At 47.1% G+C, this 17,281-nt stretch carries 17 protein-coding genes; 4 read left to right on the forward strand and 13 right to left on the reverse strand.

Annotated features, from left to right (window positions below; translation table 11 throughout):
• Positions 1 to 119: 119 nt before the first annotated feature.
• From ptsP to aroA, 4 genes are all read right to left on the reverse strand, one after another.
• Positions 120 to 1,880: a phosphoenolpyruvate--protein phosphotransferase gene (gene ptsP, locus QVE09_RS12610; protein WP_315937067.1), complete on the reverse strand. Its 1,761-nt coding sequence runs from the start codon at positions 1,878 to 1,880 to the stop codon at positions 120 to 122.
• Positions 1,877 to 3,757, reverse strand: coding sequence for a glucose PTS transporter subunit IIA (locus tag QVE09_RS12615; RefSeq protein WP_315937068.1), 1,881 nt, complete (start codon positions 3,755 to 3,757; stop codon positions 1,877 to 1,879). Before QVE09_RS12615 ends, ptsP begins: the two co-directional genes overlap by 4 nt.
• 197 nt (positions 3,758 to 3,954) lie before the next feature.
• Complete coding sequence (locus tag QVE09_RS12620) at positions 3,955 to 4,389, reverse strand: CoA-binding protein (RefSeq protein WP_017687409.1); 435 nt, start codon at positions 4,387 to 4,389, stop codon at positions 3,955 to 3,957.
• A gap of 59 nt (positions 4,390 to 4,448) precedes the next feature.
• Positions 4,449 to 5,744 carry a 3-phosphoshikimate 1-carboxyvinyltransferase gene (aroA, locus tag QVE09_RS12625; protein WP_315937069.1) on the reverse strand — a complete coding sequence of 432 codons (1,296 nt, stop codon included), beginning with the start codon at positions 5,742 to 5,744 and terminating at the stop codon, positions 4,449 to 4,451.
• A 105-nt stretch (positions 5,745 to 5,849) separates the two neighbouring features.
• Between aroA and QVE09_RS12630 the strand changes: the two genes are divergently transcribed.
• On the forward strand, positions 5,850 to 6,155 hold the full coding sequence (locus tag QVE09_RS12630; protein ID WP_017687407.1) for a rhodanese-like domain-containing protein: 306 nt from the start codon (positions 5,850 to 5,852) through the stop codon (positions 6,153 to 6,155).
• A gap of 136 nt (positions 6,156 to 6,291) precedes the next feature.
• On the opposite strand, the gene QVE09_RS12635 is transcribed toward QVE09_RS12630, so the two are convergent.
• Positions 6,292 to 6,801 (reverse strand): shikimate kinase, encoded by a 510-nt coding sequence (locus tag QVE09_RS12635; protein WP_255319713.1) that lies wholly within the window; start codon positions 6,799 to 6,801, stop codon positions 6,292 to 6,294.
• A gap of 371 nt (positions 6,802 to 7,172) precedes the next feature.
• Positions 7,173 to 8,582 (reverse strand): NADP-dependent phosphogluconate dehydrogenase, encoded by a 1,410-nt coding sequence (gene gndA, locus QVE09_RS12640; protein ID WP_133385499.1) that lies wholly within the window; start codon positions 8,580 to 8,582, stop codon positions 7,173 to 7,175.
• A gap of 271 nt (positions 8,583 to 8,853) precedes the next feature.
• Between gndA and QVE09_RS12645 the strand changes: the two genes are divergently transcribed.
• On the forward strand, positions 8,854 to 9,459 hold the full coding sequence (locus tag QVE09_RS12645) for a suppressor of fused domain protein (RefSeq protein WP_315937070.1): 606 nt from the start codon (positions 8,854 to 8,856) through the stop codon (positions 9,457 to 9,459).
• Between the two features lie 74 nt (positions 9,460 to 9,533).
• Here the strand turns inward: QVE09_RS12645 and QVE09_RS12650 are convergent, their stop codons facing one another.
• Together QVE09_RS12650 and QVE09_RS12655 are read right to left on the reverse strand one after the other, a co-directional pair.
• Positions 9,534 to 10,133 (reverse strand): hypothetical protein, encoded by a 600-nt coding sequence (locus QVE09_RS12650; protein ID WP_315937071.1) that lies wholly within the window; start codon positions 10,131 to 10,133, stop codon positions 9,534 to 9,536.
• A 253-nt stretch (positions 10,134 to 10,386) separates the two neighbouring features.
• The gene (locus QVE09_RS12655) at positions 10,387 to 11,679 is read right to left on the reverse strand and encodes an MFS transporter (RefSeq protein WP_036674871.1); all 1,293 of its coding nucleotides are present in this window, start codon (positions 11,677 to 11,679) and stop codon (positions 10,387 to 10,389) included.
• Positions 11,680 to 11,855: 176 nt separating this feature from the next.
• Between QVE09_RS12655 and QVE09_RS12660 the strand changes: the two genes are divergently transcribed.
• Positions 11,856 to 13,331 (forward strand): aminotransferase class I/II-fold pyridoxal phosphate-dependent enzyme, encoded by a 1,476-nt coding sequence (locus QVE09_RS12660; protein WP_047844430.1) that lies wholly within the window; start codon positions 11,856 to 11,858, stop codon positions 13,329 to 13,331.
• A 207-nt stretch (positions 13,332 to 13,538) separates the two neighbouring features.
• On the opposite strand, the gene QVE09_RS12665 is transcribed toward QVE09_RS12660, so the two are convergent.
• The 5 genes from QVE09_RS12665 to QVE09_RS12685 all read right to left on the reverse strand — a co-directional run bounded on the left by QVE09_RS12665 (position 13,539) and on the right by QVE09_RS12685 (position 15,724).
• Positions 13,539 to 13,850, reverse strand: a complete 312-nt coding sequence (locus QVE09_RS12665) for a DUF1292 domain-containing protein (RefSeq protein ID WP_315937072.1) — start codon at positions 13,848 to 13,850, stop codon at positions 13,539 to 13,541.
• Positions 13,851 to 13,947: 97 nt separating this feature from the next.
• Positions 13,948 to 14,502 (reverse strand): stalk domain-containing protein, encoded by a 555-nt coding sequence (locus QVE09_RS12670; RefSeq protein ID WP_315937073.1) that lies wholly within the window; start codon positions 14,500 to 14,502, stop codon positions 13,948 to 13,950.
• 199 nt (positions 14,503 to 14,701) lie between these two features.
• Entirely contained in the window at positions 14,702 to 14,902 is a 201-nt protein-coding gene (locus tag QVE09_RS12675; RefSeq protein ID WP_074095792.1) for a hypothetical protein, read from the reverse strand.
• 74 nt (positions 14,903 to 14,976) lie between these two features.
• Positions 14,977 to 15,156, reverse strand: a complete 180-nt coding sequence (locus QVE09_RS12680; protein WP_017687398.1) for a hypothetical protein — start codon at positions 15,154 to 15,156, stop codon at positions 14,977 to 14,979.
• 148 nt (positions 15,157 to 15,304) lie between these two features.
• The gene (locus QVE09_RS12685; RefSeq protein WP_017687397.1) at positions 15,305 to 15,724 is read right to left on the reverse strand and encodes an organic hydroperoxide resistance protein; all 420 of its coding nucleotides are present in this window, start codon (positions 15,722 to 15,724) and stop codon (positions 15,305 to 15,307) included.
• 257 nt (positions 15,725 to 15,981) lie between these two features.
• Between QVE09_RS12685 and QVE09_RS12690 the strand changes: the two genes are divergently transcribed.
• Entirely contained in the window at positions 15,982 to 17,193 is a 1,212-nt protein-coding gene (locus QVE09_RS12690; RefSeq protein WP_315937074.1) for a chromate transporter, read from the forward strand.
• The last annotated feature ends 88 nt before the right edge of the window (positions 17,194 to 17,281 follow it).

Consider the following 17,281-nt stretch of genomic DNA (forward strand, 5'->3'; position numbering starts at 1 on the left):
AATAACCCCATTGTGCTCTCATGCACAGTGGGGTTATTTTATATAACAAGTTTTCCAATAAATAATTATCACAAATGTAAATATATTAACTTAAAGGTATTTATATCCATTTTCCCCAATTACGATGCGTTCGAACCACTTTGTTCATCCGGACTTCCCGTGGAGTCATTAAAGACTTGCAGTCGCTCCTCAATATCTCCGCTGGTTCGTAGGGCGAAGCACTTTCGCGCTTCTTCTTTGGCAGCCGATGCTGTTGTGTTCAACACTCTGTGCTTCACACGTAACAGGGATTGTGGAGACATACTCAAGTGGCGAATGCCAAGCTCCAACCAAAGCGGAATGGCACGTTCGTCCCCTGCCATCTCTCCGCACACACTGACATCAATTCCAGCCGTATGAGCCGCATCTGCTGTCGCACGAAGCATCCGCAGAACAGCCGGATGATAGGGGTGATACATATGAGCGATCTGCTCATTCATTCGATCTACTGCCAGTACATATTGAACCAGATCATTCGTACCAATACTGAAGAAATCCGCTTCCTCAGCCAGAAGGTCAGCAATCATCACCGCTGCAGGAACTTCAATCATAATTCCCACCTGAATGTGAGGGTCGTATGATAATCCTCGCTCGTCCAGATCGGACATCGCCTCACGAAGAACCTCATTGGCCTGCTGAAGTTCTTCCACCGAAGAGATCATCGGATACATGATTTTGACGTTTCCAGCAGCGCTGGCACGGAGAATGGCTGTAAGCTGTGTTTTGAACAGATCCTTGCGGTCGAGACTAATCCGAATAGCACGGTACCCCAGAAATGGATTGTCTTCCTCAGGTAATTCAAAGTAATCGAGTTGCTTGTCACCACCGATATCCAGTGTACGAATAACAACGGATTGTCCTGCTGTTTTCTCTGCCACAAGACGGTACACCTCATACTGTTCTTGCTCACCAGGGAACGTAGCCCTGTCCATATACAAAAACTCTGTTCGGAACAAGCCTACCCCTTTGGCTCCTTGTTTCAAAGCAAGGTCCAATTCCTTCACCGAACTGATATTGGAAGCCAAGTGCAAAACGGCCCCATCTTTGGTTACGGCATCCACTGTAGCAAGGACTTGAAGTTGTTCCTTTTTCTTCAGTTGCTTGCTGCGAAGCATGGTATACCGTTCAATCGTCTTGCGATCCGGATCGGTAAATACCAAGCCATTGTCACCATCCACAACAAGCATATCCCCTGTCTCTACCGGCATGCCAAGACTCGCTTCCAGACCGGAAACGAGAGGAATACCAAGGGCACGAGCCATAATCGCAGAATGTGATGTTTTCCCGCCAATCAAGGTTACAATGCCTAGCACATGGGTGGGATTCAGATGCGCCAGTTGAGATGGCGACAGTTCTTTGGCAACGAGTACATACGGCTGGGTATCCGAAGGAAGTGTAATCTCCGGTGCACCGAGCAAATGCTTGAGCAGACGGTTACCCACATCCTTGATGTCAATGGCCCGCTCTTTCATATACTCGTCTTCCAGCAAGTCAAACATCGTGACAAAATGGTCTATGGCTTCTTTGACCGCCACTTCTGCTGCCTTATATTGACGCTCGATAATGCCGCGAATTTCGTTCATGAATACCGGATCTTCGAGGATTGCCAGATGTGCATCAAAGATACTGGACTCCTCTGGACCAACGACTTCCTTGAACTCATTTTTGATATATTCGATCTCATCCTTTGATGTCCGTATGCCCTCATACAGCCGTTCGAACTCTTGGGCGAGATCCACCGAATCCATCTTCTGATCCGGCAGATCCCATTCCCAACTGGGCAGGACAAATGCTTTGCCGATGGCTATGCCTGCAGCACCGTTGATGCCTTGTATCTTCATTCTACCCCTCCAACGTTCCTGTCATAGAGCACCACGGACATAACGGATGCCTGACCTTTCTTAACTTGCTTAAATGGAGCAAAACTCCATGATTTTACACGATCCGGATTCGTAATTACCATTGGTGTTGTTAGTGACGCCGCTTGCTCGCGGAGTACTGCCAGATCAAACTTGATCAACAACTGCCCTGGCTCCACCGTATCGCCCTCCTGAACAAAAGCTTCAAAATGGCCTTTCAACTGAGAGGTATCGATGCCGATATGCAGTAACACCTCAAGCCCCTCACGGGTAGAAATACCCAAGGCATGCATGGTCGGGTACAAGTGCATAATCGTTCCGTACACGGGTGAGACCAGCTCTCCCTTTTCCGGAACAAAGGCTACACCATCACCGACAAGCTTCGCTGCAAAGATCTGATCTGGCACCTCTTCAATCGGGAGCATTTTGCCCTGAACGGGGGCACAGAACAGCACCTGTTGCAGATCTCTTTCCAGCAGCTTCGCGATTTCTTCCCGAATCAATTCCGAGTAGGTCCCGAATACCACCTGTACGTTACCGCCACCCAGCTTGATCAGTCCAGCGGACCCCATACTCTTCATGGCACCCGTGTCGATCAGCCGGTCATCATGCACAGTCAGTCGAAGACGTGTAATACATGCTTCAACCTGTACAATGTTACTCTTGCCACCCAATGCTTCGAGGATTAAAGGTGCCTGATAAGGAATGTTGCCTACCCAATCTTCCAGCATGGAGCCCTCTTCACGTCCTGGTGTTGGAATCTTGAACGTACGAATCGCCCATCGGAACAGGAAGTAGTAAACCAGCCCATATAGTATGCCAATCGGAATGAGTTTCCAAGCATTCTCCGATAGATGGAAATTGAGTATGTAATCAATAATACCTGCGGAGTAAGAAAATCCATGCCGGATATCGAGCCAGTAACTAATCCACATGGCAACGCCAGACATCACTGCATGCACGATGAACAGATAAGGTGCTGCGAACAAAAAAGCAAACTCAATCTGTTCCGATACCCCGGTTAGAAAACAAACGAGTGCCGATGTCAGAAAAGTTTTCTTGATTTTTGGTTTCAGATCTTCCCTGGCTTCCTGAATAATAGCAAAGGCTATTGCCGGAATGGCAAACATCATGATGGGAAACAAACCCGCCATAAAGAATCCTGCGGTGGGATCACCTGCAAAAAATCGGGGCAAATCCCCTTGCACAATCTTACCATCAGGCGTTTCAAACGTCCCTAACTGGAACCAAAACACATTGTTAAGCAGGTGATGAAGCCCGAAAGCAACCAGCACCCTGTATAACACTCCGTAGATGAACAGTCCAAAACCCCCGAGACTGTATTCCCAAGTAGCAATGCCGTTCAATCCATGCTGTAGGATCGGAGCGAGCCATAACATAAAACAGGAGAACAATGCCGAACAGAGTCCGACGATGAGCAAAACAAACCTTGAACCTCCAAAAAATTGTAAAATTTCAGGCAGTTTAATGCTTTTAAACCGATTATGCATCCCACCGGCAAGCGCGCCGAGTATGATTCCGATTAAGGAAGCGGGCTGGACGGTGCCATCCCCGAAGTTCCGAGTCACCTGATCATATATCACGATACCAGCGAGAGCAGCAAGTCCCGCTTGTCCGGCCTGGTTGGAGAGTCCCAGTGCTACACCGACAGCGAACAAATACGGTAAGAAATAAAAAATACCGTGTCCGGCCACGGTAGACACTTCACCGACAATATCCAATCCCCAGGCGTCCCAAGGCAGACTGCCAACACTGAGCAAAATTGCGGCGGCGGGCAGGACCATTGTAGGCAGCATTACCGCTCGTCCGAGCTGCTGCAAGGATCCGAGCCAATTCATGGCGACCTCTCCTTTCTATCCTAGATGGTAAGCTTTACGCAACGTTTTGTCAAAGCAAAACAGTAACCAATTGGTAATTAATAGCGGCAATAATAGAACAGAAAAAATCCCGTCAACTTCAAGTTAACGGGATTCATCCTATGTTCATTCAATTGGGTCAGATCAGGAGATCATTCGATCACAGGTGAACGAGCCTCTCAGCCGCGTCCAGCGCCGCGTAGAACGATGGAATCCTCTACCTTGATACAACGATTGGTTACCGCTGTCATGCCGTTCTCTGCAGCAATCTGGACCGCTTCATCACTATGGATGCCAAGCTGCAGCCACAGCACATTGGCTTTGATGGCAGCGGCGTCACGAGCGACATCCGCGCAGAACTCTTCACGACGAAACACATTGACAATGTCTACCGGCTCTGGAATATCCGCGAGTGTGGCATATACCGTCTCGCCAAGGATTTCACCTTGCACCTGTGGATTAACCGGGATGATACGATAGCCTCTGCTCTGCATGGCTTCTGCCACCATATAGGAAGTGCGATCTGATTTGTCTGATAAGCCGACGACTGCGATGTTGCCTGCCTTGCGCAAAAGTTGTCCAATTTCTTCACGAGTAGGGTTGTTAAATTCCATGTTCAAGCACCATCCTTTTCTGATTAAAGTGCGTGTTCAAGAGACTGAATTTCAGTTATTTACTCTTTTACCCATTGAACCGAGGCGCCAAGCGCCTGCAAATGATCGAAATATTGCGGATAAGACTTTGCTACATGGTGTGCATCCCGAATACGAAGCGGCTCCTTGGAACGCAGACCAACGACAGTGAGTGCCATAATTACGCGATGATCGTAGTGAGCGTTAATCTCAACGCCGCCTTCAACGCCTTCCGGACGTCCGTGTACGATAATCTCAGCTTGACGCTCTTCAACGTTCGCTCCTGCCTTCCGCAGTTCGTTCAAGTAATCGGTGATTCGGTCACATTCCTTGTAACGCAGGTTCTCTACATTATAGAACCGTGACGTTCCTTCCGCAAACACAGCTGCGGCTACCATAGCCAAAACAGCGTCCGTCGCGGCATCCCCGTCGAATTCGATCGCTTTCAGTCTGCCATTACCTTGAACGTGTACGACATCGTTCTCATGTGTCAATGGCACTTCCATAATACGCAGAACGTCAACGATGGCACGTTCGCCCTGTTTGCTTTGCTCCATCAGGCGCAGAATTTTCACATCAGACTGTGTAACCGCTGCTGCGGCAAGAACGGCTGCCGAGCCCGGGTAGTCCCCTTGAACCGTGTAGGTCGTCGGCTGGTAAGCCTGTCCACCTGGTACACGGAAGGACATGTAATCATCACTTGCATGGATAACGATACCCGCCTGCTCCAGCACTTCCAGCGTCTGTCCAATAACGACCTTGGACTTCAGGTCATTCAGCACTTCGATGGTGCTGTCTTCTGCAAGCAAAGGCGTAACAAACAACAACGCACTTAGATATTGGGAGCTGACGGAGCCGGATACACGAATGTGTCCACCTTTGGCATTGCCACCTTTGATTGTAATCGGCAAGCGTCCTTGTTCGTGCTGTACATCTACACCCAATTGGCCAAGCGCATCGATCAGGTCATCATGGGGGCGTTTGCCCAGTGAATCCGGGTACGTATTCACAAATGTAACGTCAGGGCAGAACGCTGTAACGCCCATCAGGAAACGAAGTACAGCACCCGCATTCCCAACATTTAATTCACGCACATCACGGGGATGACTGCCAAAACCCTGGATTACAATCTTACTGTCGTCTTCTTCAAGTACTGCCCCCAGATCACGAATACATCTGCGCATGGCATCACTGTCTTCACTGTGTGCCGGGAAATGGATGGTACTTGTGCCTTCTGCCAGCGCAGCAGCCAGCAAATAGCGGGTAGTGTAGTTTTTGGAGGACAGAGCCCCGATTTCCCCGTTCAGCGTGGGGGTTGGTTTAACAATAACGTCCATGGATGAAATTCTCCTTCATTGATTATATTGTGGCCAAATTGACATTCCGTGCATCGCTTGGGTATCATTATAGCGTTAAGTCCATACAGAAAAGAGGACCTGAATATGACACAAATAGCTGAAATTGAAACGTCTGAGCTGCGCCGCCGTTTACAGGCGGGAGAGAAGCTGCAGATGATAGACGTCCGCGAGGACGATGAAGTCGCGCAAGGCATGATCGAAGGAGCCAAGCATATTCCGCTTGGACAGATTCCAGACCGGCTGTCTGAGATTGAGAAATCAGGCGAGATCGTGATCATCTGTCGTAGCGGTTACCGCAGTGAGCGTGCATGTGAATATCTGCAGCAACTGGGATATGAAGGCTGTACAAACATGGTCGGCGGTATGCTTCAGTGGCAACAGGAAGACTAAAGAAACCCGGAGAGAAGCGAAGTCATTTGTAACCTTGTGACTTCTGCTCTGCTCCACTCCTAGAAACGGGCCTATATGGCCCGTTTTGTTATATCTGCCACGATCTATCAACTATTAAACTTCCATGATAACAAGCTTAGACGCGGTAATGCGCTAAAATTAAACGAGTCACTTCAGCAGCGGATAACTCAGTTGTATCCACCGTATAGTGTGCGAACCGATATGCGTCTTTCCGTTCTTCCATAATCGTCTTGATGCGTTCTTCTGCATTGCCTGCAAGAAGAGGACGATTGTCACAGCCGCTAACACGTTCTACAATCACTGCCGGGTCAGCAGTCAGGGCAACAACCCAACCATTCTTCGACATCACGTCACAATTATCCGAACGCAGCACCACGCCACCTCCGGTCGCTATGACCTGTGACTTTTTCTCCAGCACCGAGCATAACATGCGGCTCTCGGCATCACGGAAATACGTCTCTCCCTTGCCAGTGAACAGTTCCGGAATCGTACAGCCTTCCTCTTTTTCCACCGCGGTGTCCACATCAATCAATCGATAACCAAGCTCGCGTGCAAGCATGTCAGCGACGGTTGATTTGCCGGTTCCCATCATACCAATGAGAATAATATTGTTAGACTTGCTCAAGGTGTACACTCCTTTAATTAAAGCAATTCGTGAGCACTTTTGTCCTATCATAACACAGCCCTGCGGACTGGGAAAGACCATCTCCTTACCTACTTCCTTTCGACCATCCGCAACCTTCCAAGACAGATCAATTAACTCCCGACATCTAAGCCTACGTCAGATCAACCTCAAGCAGTTTTGAGCCCCCATACGTCTCAATCAGTAACCATCTAGTAGGCTAACGAACTCCAATGAGCTTATTTACAGTAAAAAAGAGGCCCAGCGTTGACCGGCAATCGCCGGAACGCCAAACCTCTTTTGAGCCTCTTAGCAGGCCAAAGCTCCTGCTTAAGGGCGCTTTGACCAAATCTAATAGACTTGTATATGTGGTACTACTCCATCCAGTTGTGGTGGAAGCTACCTTCTTTGTCCACACGTTTGAACGTGTGAGCACCGAAGTAGTCACGTTGAGCTTGCAGCAAGTTTGCCGGCAAACGCTCTGTACGGTAGCTGTCGTAGTAAGACAGTGCGCTGGAGAAGCCAGGTACTGGAACACCTTGTTGTACAGCTGCTGCTACAACTTCACGCCATGCGCCTTGATAAGATTCAACGATATTTTGGAAGTAAGGATCCAAGAGCAAGTTTTTCAGAGCTGCGTCTTTATCATAAGCTTCCTTGATGTTTTGCAGGAACTGCGAACGGATGATGCAGCCACCGCGGAAGATCATGGCAATGTTACCGTATTTCAGATCCCAGCCATACTCGTCGGAAGCTGCACGCATTTGTGCAAATCCTTGAGCGTAGGATACGATTTTACTTGCAAAGAGGGCTTTACGCACGCTCTCGATGAACGCTTTTTTGTCGCCGGAGAACGCTTCAGTCGCTGGTCCACTCAGGATTTTGCTAGCTGCTACACGCTCGTCCTTCATGGCAGACAGGAAACGGGAGAATACGGATTCCGTAATCATGGACAATGGAACGCCGAGATCCAGCGCACTTTGGCTTGTCCATTTACCTGTTCCTTTTTGTCCAGCCGCATCCAGAATGACGTCAACCATCGGTTTGCCCGTTTCTGGATCGTATTTAGAGAAGATATCTGCTGTGATTTCGATCAGGTAACTATCCAGCTCTCCTTGATTCCATTCCGTAAAGATCGCATGAAGCTCTTCAACGGAAACGTTCAATACGGATTTGAGCAAATGGTACGCTTCACCAATCAACTGCATATCTCCGTACTCAATACCATTATGCACCATTTTCACATAGTGTCCGGCACCGTCTGGTCCAATATATGTACAACATGGATCGTCACCGACTTTGGCCGAGATCGCCGTCAGGATCGGTTCAACCAGTTTATAAGCACTTTCCTGTCCACCTGGCATGATGGAAGGGCCTTTCAGTGCGCCTTCTTCACCACCGGATACACCTGTACCGATGAAGCGAATGCCTTTGTCTTCCAACTCTTTGCTGCGACGTTGCGTGTCAGGGAAGTATGCGTTCCCTCCGTCGATGATGATGTCGCCCTCATCCAGGTGAGGAAGCAGTTGTTCAATGGTAGCGTCGGTCGCTTTGCCGGCTTGCACCATGATCAAAATTTTGCGCGGGGATTCCAGGGATGCTACGAACTCTTCAATGGAGAATGAGCCTGTCAGGTTTTTACCTTCAGCTTCTTTCAGAAGATCATTGGTTTTCTCCGGGGAACGGTTATATACCGATACTGAGAAACCTTTGCTTTCAATGTTAAGGGCCAAATTTTTGCCCATGACAGCCAGGCCAATTACGCCAATTTGTTGTTTTGTCATCTGGTCCTTCATCCTTTGCTCCAATTAATTTTATTGAAATAAATTCTCAACAATACTCCCATTTTAACGGTTTTATGTATAGAAGTGAACCCCGTGGCACAGCTACGCAACGAGAAAACACCCCAATCTGCTGAGGTGTTCATTGTATTTTCATAAATAGAACCGTGAAAACAATACATCATGCCAAAGTAATCCTATTAATCCAATATTGTATTGTACAATGTTATAATTATATCCATTGAAGTTCGAACAAAAAGGAGGAGTGTACATAATGGCGTTTGAGCAACTCTCAAAAGAGGAACGGTTTTCCCTGGATATTCGAAGAACATTTCTTCTGGGGGCGTATATGAATGAATGGGGGATGCCAGGGCTCAGGATCGTTCTTTCGAAGCCAGACAGAAACATTCATGTAGAAATCTATTATTTTCCTGCCACGATTCATTCAGGCATCGCAAGATTCGTGACGGTAGGGTTGTCTCAGGCAACACGGCCCTCAGGAGAGCTTGTAGCCGCTGAATGGATGCTTGCGCTGCAACCGGATCTTGGCGGTGAAGAGGTGGAGCGTGTCAACACATACCTGGTCGATCTGATCTCCCATCACATCGAAAATGTGCCAGATTCAACGGTTCCCCGTGTGATGGAATCAAGCGAATTAGCACCAGCCCGATGGAATGCGACTGCCTTTCTCATTGATGAATTGCGGGGAGAAAAAGAATCCCTCGAACAGATTCATGTGGGTCATGAGACGATAACATTACTGTGGGCAGTACCCATCACTTCTTTTGAAGCCAACCTGTTGCTCACCAAAGGATTGGATGAATTTGATGCCTTCATCGAAAGCTCGGAATACTCTATCATTGACCCCTGTCGTCCATAATGCCCTCTACATACAAATAAAGCCCTGGCTTGCGCCGGGGCTTTGGTTTAGATAACTTTCAAAAGCGATATTCATTAACCTTCCAGCATTAACAGATGTCCGGACAACTGTTTCAATGCTTCGCGGCAGGCGTTTGCCTTTTCCGTATTATTCAGCTTAACTGCCGTATGCAGACGTTCCAGTTCATCGTCCACTTCCATGCGTAACAGCATGAGCCGTTCCTCGCCTTCACGCGAAAGGAACATTTCTTCCATCTCTTCCGCCGTAGGCGCAGGTTCCTTTTGAAAAATGACACGCTGTTTGAACCCGGACACTTCCACGAGCCGAATGACTTCACCGAATAAAATGTTCTCCACGGTCATCTGCTGATCCTTGAACCGCTTCACAACTGCATGCCCGCGTGTATCTCCGATCAGCTTCTCCAGCCACTCTGCAAGCTTTGCATCCTTAATGATATAATCCCCAGTCATCTTGTAGTTCCCCGTGCGTGTCTGTTGAAAGCGGAGCTTTACCAGCTTGCGACCGGTCCGGACTGACAGGATAAAAAAGGATTCGTCCTCGCTCCAATATAGTGAATATCCCTCACGAATAAGGTCTCTGATCAAATTTTGGATATGCCGACGGTTGAACCGCAGCTCCAGATTGCAATATTCAACTTCATAACTCTTATTCACGGCACTCCCTCCATCTGTACCGGATCAACTCCGGCCCTCGTCTTCAATCGCTTCTACTCAATCGGCTTACCCTATTTTATACTTCATTTTATGTAAGGGTACTTGGTTATTTGACTATTTTTCACCGAAAGGACCGCCGGATTGCAGCTTTCCGCAGACGCACAGGGGCAAGCCCCCGATTATCATGATATAACGGACGCGAAAAAGGGAGTTCCACAACCATGATGGTTAACGGAACTCCCCCTTCTTTCACTTATTTGGCTGGAGCGGTGCGAAACGGATTGCGGGATAACACAAAGTGCACAACGGCAAGTCCTGCCATGACGATAGCACTGCCAATGAATGGGGCCGGATGGCTAACGTGGTCCCACAGCAGACCGGAAACAATAGGGCCTACAACCATGCCTGATCCCTGTAGTGTGAGAAAGAATCCCCAGATCGCTCCCCGCTCTCCTTTGGGAATCAGTGTGGCTACAAAAGCATTCCACGCGGGCAAAATCATGGCATAACTGATGCCCACCAGCATAACAACACCAAACACCACGGGAATGGATGTTATGGAGGAAAACGCGAACAGACTTGCCGCAGCCATCAAAAAACCAATGTTCAGGAACGGTTTCGTGCCAAACCTGTCTACCATTTTACCAACAGGCAGCAAGGCAATGACCGTTATTCCGCCACCCGCAATCAGCAACAAACTGTATAGATTCGGTGAGATGTGCAGGTCTGTGCGTGTATATAGCGTGATTACTGGACTAAGCAGCCCAATAACAAACGACTGCATAAACAGTGCAGGATACACCAGTGGATTAACATTAAGTGTGCTGCGTACCCGTTGCAGTGTGCCCTTCACACTCTTTTGCAGCCGGATGAACGGCGTGAGCAGATTCGGTTTGGCTGGATATTTCACATCACTATTCTTCGCCGCTTGCTCGGCATGCTCTCCTTCAACAATGACCCGTCCAGGAAGAATCATGGCCACCAGAATAACGAGAATGGCACAACCCATCAATACCAGAAAAATAGTGCGATAATCATGATGCGTGCGCTCCAGCAGCCAGTTCATGCCTATAGGTCCAAGCCCCGTTCCGCCGAGAGCAGCCATCTCCAGCGCCCCCATTGCTGTACCATTCTTGTTCTGTGGGCCTGACATCGCCGTCACCCCTGTCATGGCGCAAGGCCAGAGCGGTGACGTACCAATGCCAAGAATCAGACAGGCCATGGCCAGTCCAACGGCACTTTTGAGAAAAAGGATCATAATAACAGCGATTAAGGTACAGATTAATGCTGTAACCATCGTTGCGCGGAACCCGATCCGTTCTGCTGCCCAACCGGAAGGTGCACGGAACAGATTATCTCCCAGATATTGAAGAGCAAATGCCACACCAATAACGCCTGCGGACAGACCTAGAATATTGTCCATATACACGGGCAAAACAGCTACCAACAGAGCCCCTTTGATAATTTCAACTAGAAAAAGTGTCAGCCACATTGCGATAAAAAATGGTGATCGCAAAATTTTGGCTGGTTTTGTATCGGTTTGCATTCTTTTTCCCCTTTCAGCTTTCATTTGCCTATTCCCTATCCTTAGTGTAACCGTGGGGAATGTGTCCAAATCTCGGCAATTCAAAAAATTGTCGATTATACTGTTGCATTCGGTTCTTAATTTGCTATACTCATCTTTGTTTACCAATTTTATTAGGAAGGGTTGTGACAGCACTGATGAATCACCACCGTACGCCGCTGTTTACCGCTTTAAAAAATCATGCGGCACTCAATCCGGTACAGTTTCATATTCCGGGCCATAAAAAAGGATTGGGAGCGGATACCGAATTCCGTGAATTTATTGGCGATAATGCCTTCTCCATAGATTTGATTAACATCGCACCGCTGGATGACCTGCATCAGCCAACCGGTGTCATTCAGGAAGCACAGATTTTGGCAGCAGATGCCTTCGGAGCCGATTATACCTATTTTAGTGTACAAGGCACAAGCAGTGCCATTATGACCATGATTTTGTCTGTATGTTCACCGGGTGACAAAATTATTGTGCCCCGTAATGTGCATAAATCGGTTCTGTCCGCCATTATTTTCTCAGGCGCCAAACCCGTATTTGTTTCTCCTTCGCAAGATGCCAATCTAGGCATTGACCACGGAGTGACCACACAGTCTATCCGTCGCGCACTTGAGCGTCATCCAGATGCCAAGGCATTGCTTGTAATTAACCCGACCTATTACGGTGTGGTTACCGATCTGAAAGAGATTGTTGAGCTGGCACACAGCTATCAAGTCCCTGTGCTTGTTGATGAAGCACACGGTGTACTCATTCATTTCCATGAGGATCTGCCGTTGTCTGCGATGGCAGCAGGTGCCGATATGGCTGCAACCAGTGTTCACAAGCTTGGTGGCTCCATGACACAGAGTTCCGTACTCAACCTGAACACGAAGAATGGCTTCGTGAATCCACAGCGTGTACAGACGATCCTGAGTCTGCTCACCTCAACATCAACTTCATACATTTTGCTTGCCTCACTCGATACATCAAGACGTAACCTGGCACTCCACGGTCGTGAGATTGCACAGAAGGCGATTGAACTAGCTGAGTTTGCCAGACGTTCGATTAACGATATGGATGGCCTGTATTGCTTCGGTAGAGAGCTACTGGGTACAGAAGCAACCTTCAACTATGATCCAACCAAAGTAACGATCCATGTTCGCCATCTCGGTATTACAGGGTATGAGACAGAAAACTGGCTGCGTGAACATTACAACATCGAGGTCGAACTTAGTGATATGTACAATATTCTGTGTCTCATCACGCCAGGAGATACGGATGACAGTGTGGATATCTTGCTGAACGCTTTGCAGGATCTCTCCCGTACCTATTATCAAGTGAACCCGGCCCATGAACTGGTAGTAAAAGTTCCGGATATTCCACAGTTGATGCTGACTCCACGTGATGCATTCTACGGTGATACCGAAGTGATTCCGTTTAAGGAATCCGCAGGACGTATTATCTCGGAATTCATCTATGTCTATCCGCCAGGAATTCCGATCCTGTTACCGGGTGAGGTTATCACCCAGGAAAACATCGACTACATCATCGATCATGTTGAAGTTGGATTGCCTGTCAAAGGACCCGAAGATCGCAGCGTAACCAATGTTAAAGTGATCGTGGAAGCCGATGCCATTTTCTAAAACACCCCCCTTGCGCTGTTCAAGGGATAAACTTAACGGACCAAGCCCTTCGCTTGGTCCGTTTTTATTTTATAGGACAAGCGAGTTTGCATTTTCCCGTCTATTTCGTCGTTCAAACCGGTGGTGTAAATGCTCGTATACCTCTTGAAAACAAACAAAAGGCCCCCTGAAATCAAGGAGCCTTCATGTTATGTTCCAAAAGAATGACTATTCTTGTGATGCAACGAGTTCGTTGTAAGCCGCTTCAACGCGGTTCCACTCTTCTTCGTCTTCAATATTGTAGAGCACCATTTCCTCGTCTTCTTCTTCCATACGCAGGATGATGCCGTCAGCTTCAGGATTATTACGTTCCAGCAGGAGCGCATAAACATGCTTCTCCACGTCAAACGTCTCCACCAAAACCATCTCCACGTCTTGGCCGTTCTCGTCTGTTAATGTGAGAAGGACTTCTTCATGGTCGTGGTCGTGGTCTTGCCCGCATCCGCAGCCATCGCCGTGTTCATGTGTGTGATCGCTCATTGAAATACCTCGCTTTATAAATAGAAATTGTGTAACCTTGCATATCGTAACATGTTCAATGACCCAGGTCAATTTAACTCACAGGGTAATTTTCGCTTCAATCGTTCAGCGCTGTAATGATTTTCTCCGCTACCAGGACGTAGCTGCTGTTTGCATTTTCTTTAATATGAAAGCCGACCTGATACTTGCCGGCACGACTGAAATCGTACGTAAAATCATATGTGCGGAACCAGAAGTTATCCTTCTGGGTCGTAAGCTCCTGTGACTGGATATCTTTCACCTGACCGCTCGGGTTAGTGATTGTTACTTTCACGGCAGCTACATCTGCTGTCAGACTGTCCACTTGTGAAAATACATTGAATTTCAGCTTACCTACGTTAACGTTGCCAAATACAGTGTCTCCCTTGAAGAGAAAAATATGTACATTCGGTTTGATCACCGTTACTCTCTTGTTATTGCTGTCCCATTTGACGACGCCTCCGGCTTCCCTTACAGGTACATAGGTCGTTCCATCAATGAGATAACCTCCATCAGCTGCTTCCTTGCCATTAATGAGAACACGAATCTTCTCGTTCACCGAATCTGCAAACAATAAAGACCCGCCGAGCAAGGAGAATACCGTGACACAAAGCAATATTCGTTTCCATTTCATCCCGTCAATATTCCCTCCCCTGCTGCTAGCTGTTGTACATTTATACTGCAGATTCATCCACAAAGTTGCGCTGTTTTTCATCATTTTTCATTTTTTATCCAGAATTTTTTCCACCCCTTGGAATGCACAAAAAGAGGCGATCCTCATTAAAGGATGCCCCTGATCTATAATTGTTATATATACGGGATTATACGAAGAGTTATGATGAAGTATGGCGGGTCAGGATACAGGGAACACCCTTGCCTAAAGCCCCTTCGATTCGCATCCGTGCAGCGTAATCCATGCCTCGTGTACATGGTGTCTTACATCTCTCGCATACATCCGATGTGACCAACTTCATGGATACACGAATTTTGTCACTCTTTAACGCGGGAGCTTTCTTACCTTTTGCCTTTGCCATCCCGGATTCCCCATTTCCCCAAGTGCTTACTGATGTAATGCATCATATGGGGATTCGCCCGGTTGTGTGTCTATTTAAAAAACGTATTTAAATAATAAAAATATGACAAGGAGGATACCTCCGAGAATGAGCCAGTTGCTGATTTCATACCAAATGCTCTTGCCTCCGGACAGGTATTTCTGTTCATTCTCCTGATGACGCTGACGATGTGTATCGGTCTCAGAGCCATGGGGTGGTTTGCTAAAATCCATCATAAGTACATTCCCCTTTCAGCAGTTTTGTGTAATCTTAATACCATTATAACCCATAATTGAGTATAAAATTGATTTTCCTGTATAAAACACCAAAAAACCTCCGATTTCTCGGAGGTTTCTTATCAACATCAACAAATAGTTTCAATGATTACGCCAGTTCCACGTTAACATTCACGTTCCCTTTAATTCCTTTGGAATATGGGCAATAGTCATGAGCAAGTTTCACAAACTTCTGTGCTGTCTCCTCATCCAGACCAAGGATTTTAACTTCCAAATCTACTTGAAGCTTCACGCCGTTATCCTCAGAATCCGTCACCAACATTACGGTTGCAGCTACGGTACTTCTTTCAATTTCAACTTTGTGTTTCTTCAATTGAAACTCCAGTGCGGAGTTAAAACAAGCACTATACCCTGCTGCAAACAACTGCTCCGGATTGGTAGCTGTCGTCACTTGTCCTCCGAGTTCAGGCGGTGCAGCAACGTCCAACATAAATACGTTATCTGGGGATTGTACGATGCCTTGACGTCCGCCTGTATTGATGACTGTTGTTTCATATAATGTTTTCATTTGTGAAAACTCCTTTAGTTGATTAGATTTATTTTGACTAAACTTTGATCTCTTTTGTATCGCTAACAATTACATTGTACACAATTAAATTGCGTATGTAAATAGCTAATATAAAAAAATAATATAGTTTAATGCTGCGTTTAAATGAATAGCAATGAGGAGGATTATACTGTAGTTATCGGTAGAGGAAATGTATCCTTCCTTAACTTTCATCCATCGGATAACCTAAGTCGAACCGTTAAGGAGGAATAACACGTTTGGAGAATAATTCAATTCTAACCCCGGACAAGCCCAAACATAAAGTCAGAGCACTTTCTGAGGTGTTGGCTGTATCAACCAAACTCGGCCTGACTTCATTTGGAGGACCGATCGCTCATCTCGGTTATTTTCATGAAGAATATGTTCGCCGTAGAAAATGGATAGATGAACGAAGCTATGCAGATTTAGTTGCGCTATGTCAATTTTTGCCCGGGCCTGCCAGCAGTCAAGTCGGGATTGGAATTGGCATCATCCGGGGTGGTTTGCTGGGGGGACTGATGGCTTGGCTTGGTTTCACACTTCCTTCTGTCATTGCGTTAGTTTTGTTCGCTTTCCTTCTGCAAGAATTTGATATCAGCAGTACTGGCTGGATTCACGGCCTTAAGATTGTTGCTGTAGCAATTGTCGCTCAAGCGATATTGGGCATGGGGCAAAAACTAACTCCTGACCGTTACAGGGCAACCATCGCTATCTTTACTGCAGCTGCGACTCTTGTGTGGCCAACTGCGTTCACTCCAATCCTTTTTATTGTTATTGCAGGCATAGTAGGCATGATCCATTTCAGAAAAATGACAGGTATTAAGACAGCAGACTTGTCTATCCCTGTGAGTCGTAAGTTGGCAACCGTCTGTTTGGCTACGTTCTTTGGAATCCTGATTCTTCTCCCGGTACTCACACCATTTGATCGTTCGGGATGGCTGTTATTCTTTGATAGCTTCTACCGTTCAGGCTCACTTGTATTTGGTGGAGGGCATGTTGTACTTCCGTTACTGGAACGTGAATTCGTCCCCACAGGTCTAATTAATAACTCCGACTTTTTGGCGGGATATGGAGCAGCACAAGCTGTACCAGGACCATTGTTCACCTTTGCCAGTTATTTAGGAGCAATGATGCGTGGGGCACCAGGTGCTTTGGTTGCAACGATTGCTATCTTTTTACCAGCGTTCCTTCTAATCGTAGGCGCATTGCCCTTCTGGAATTCTTTATGTAAAAGCTCGAAAATCCAAGGAGCATTAATCGGAATTAATGCAGCCGTAGTAGGTATTTTGTTGGCGTCGTTGTACGATCCACTATGGACAACTGCGATCCTAACTCCTGTTGATTTTGCACTGGTATGCATGTTGTTTCTAATGCTCGTTTTTTGGAAAGTACCACCGTGGATCGTTGTCGTTGCTGGTGCAGCAGGCGGTACAATCCTGAACCTTCTCTAAATAAAAAAAGTACCCAAACACTGCACTTTCAAAGCGTCCGTGTTTAGGTACCAAATTACTGCACGTATGTCTTTTTACCGATCAGTGC

The sequence above is a fragment of the Paenibacillus sp. ClWae2A genome, assembly GCF_032452295.1.
In the GTDB taxonomy this organism is placed as follows: Bacteria; Bacillota; Bacilli; order Paenibacillales; family Paenibacillaceae; genus Paenibacillus.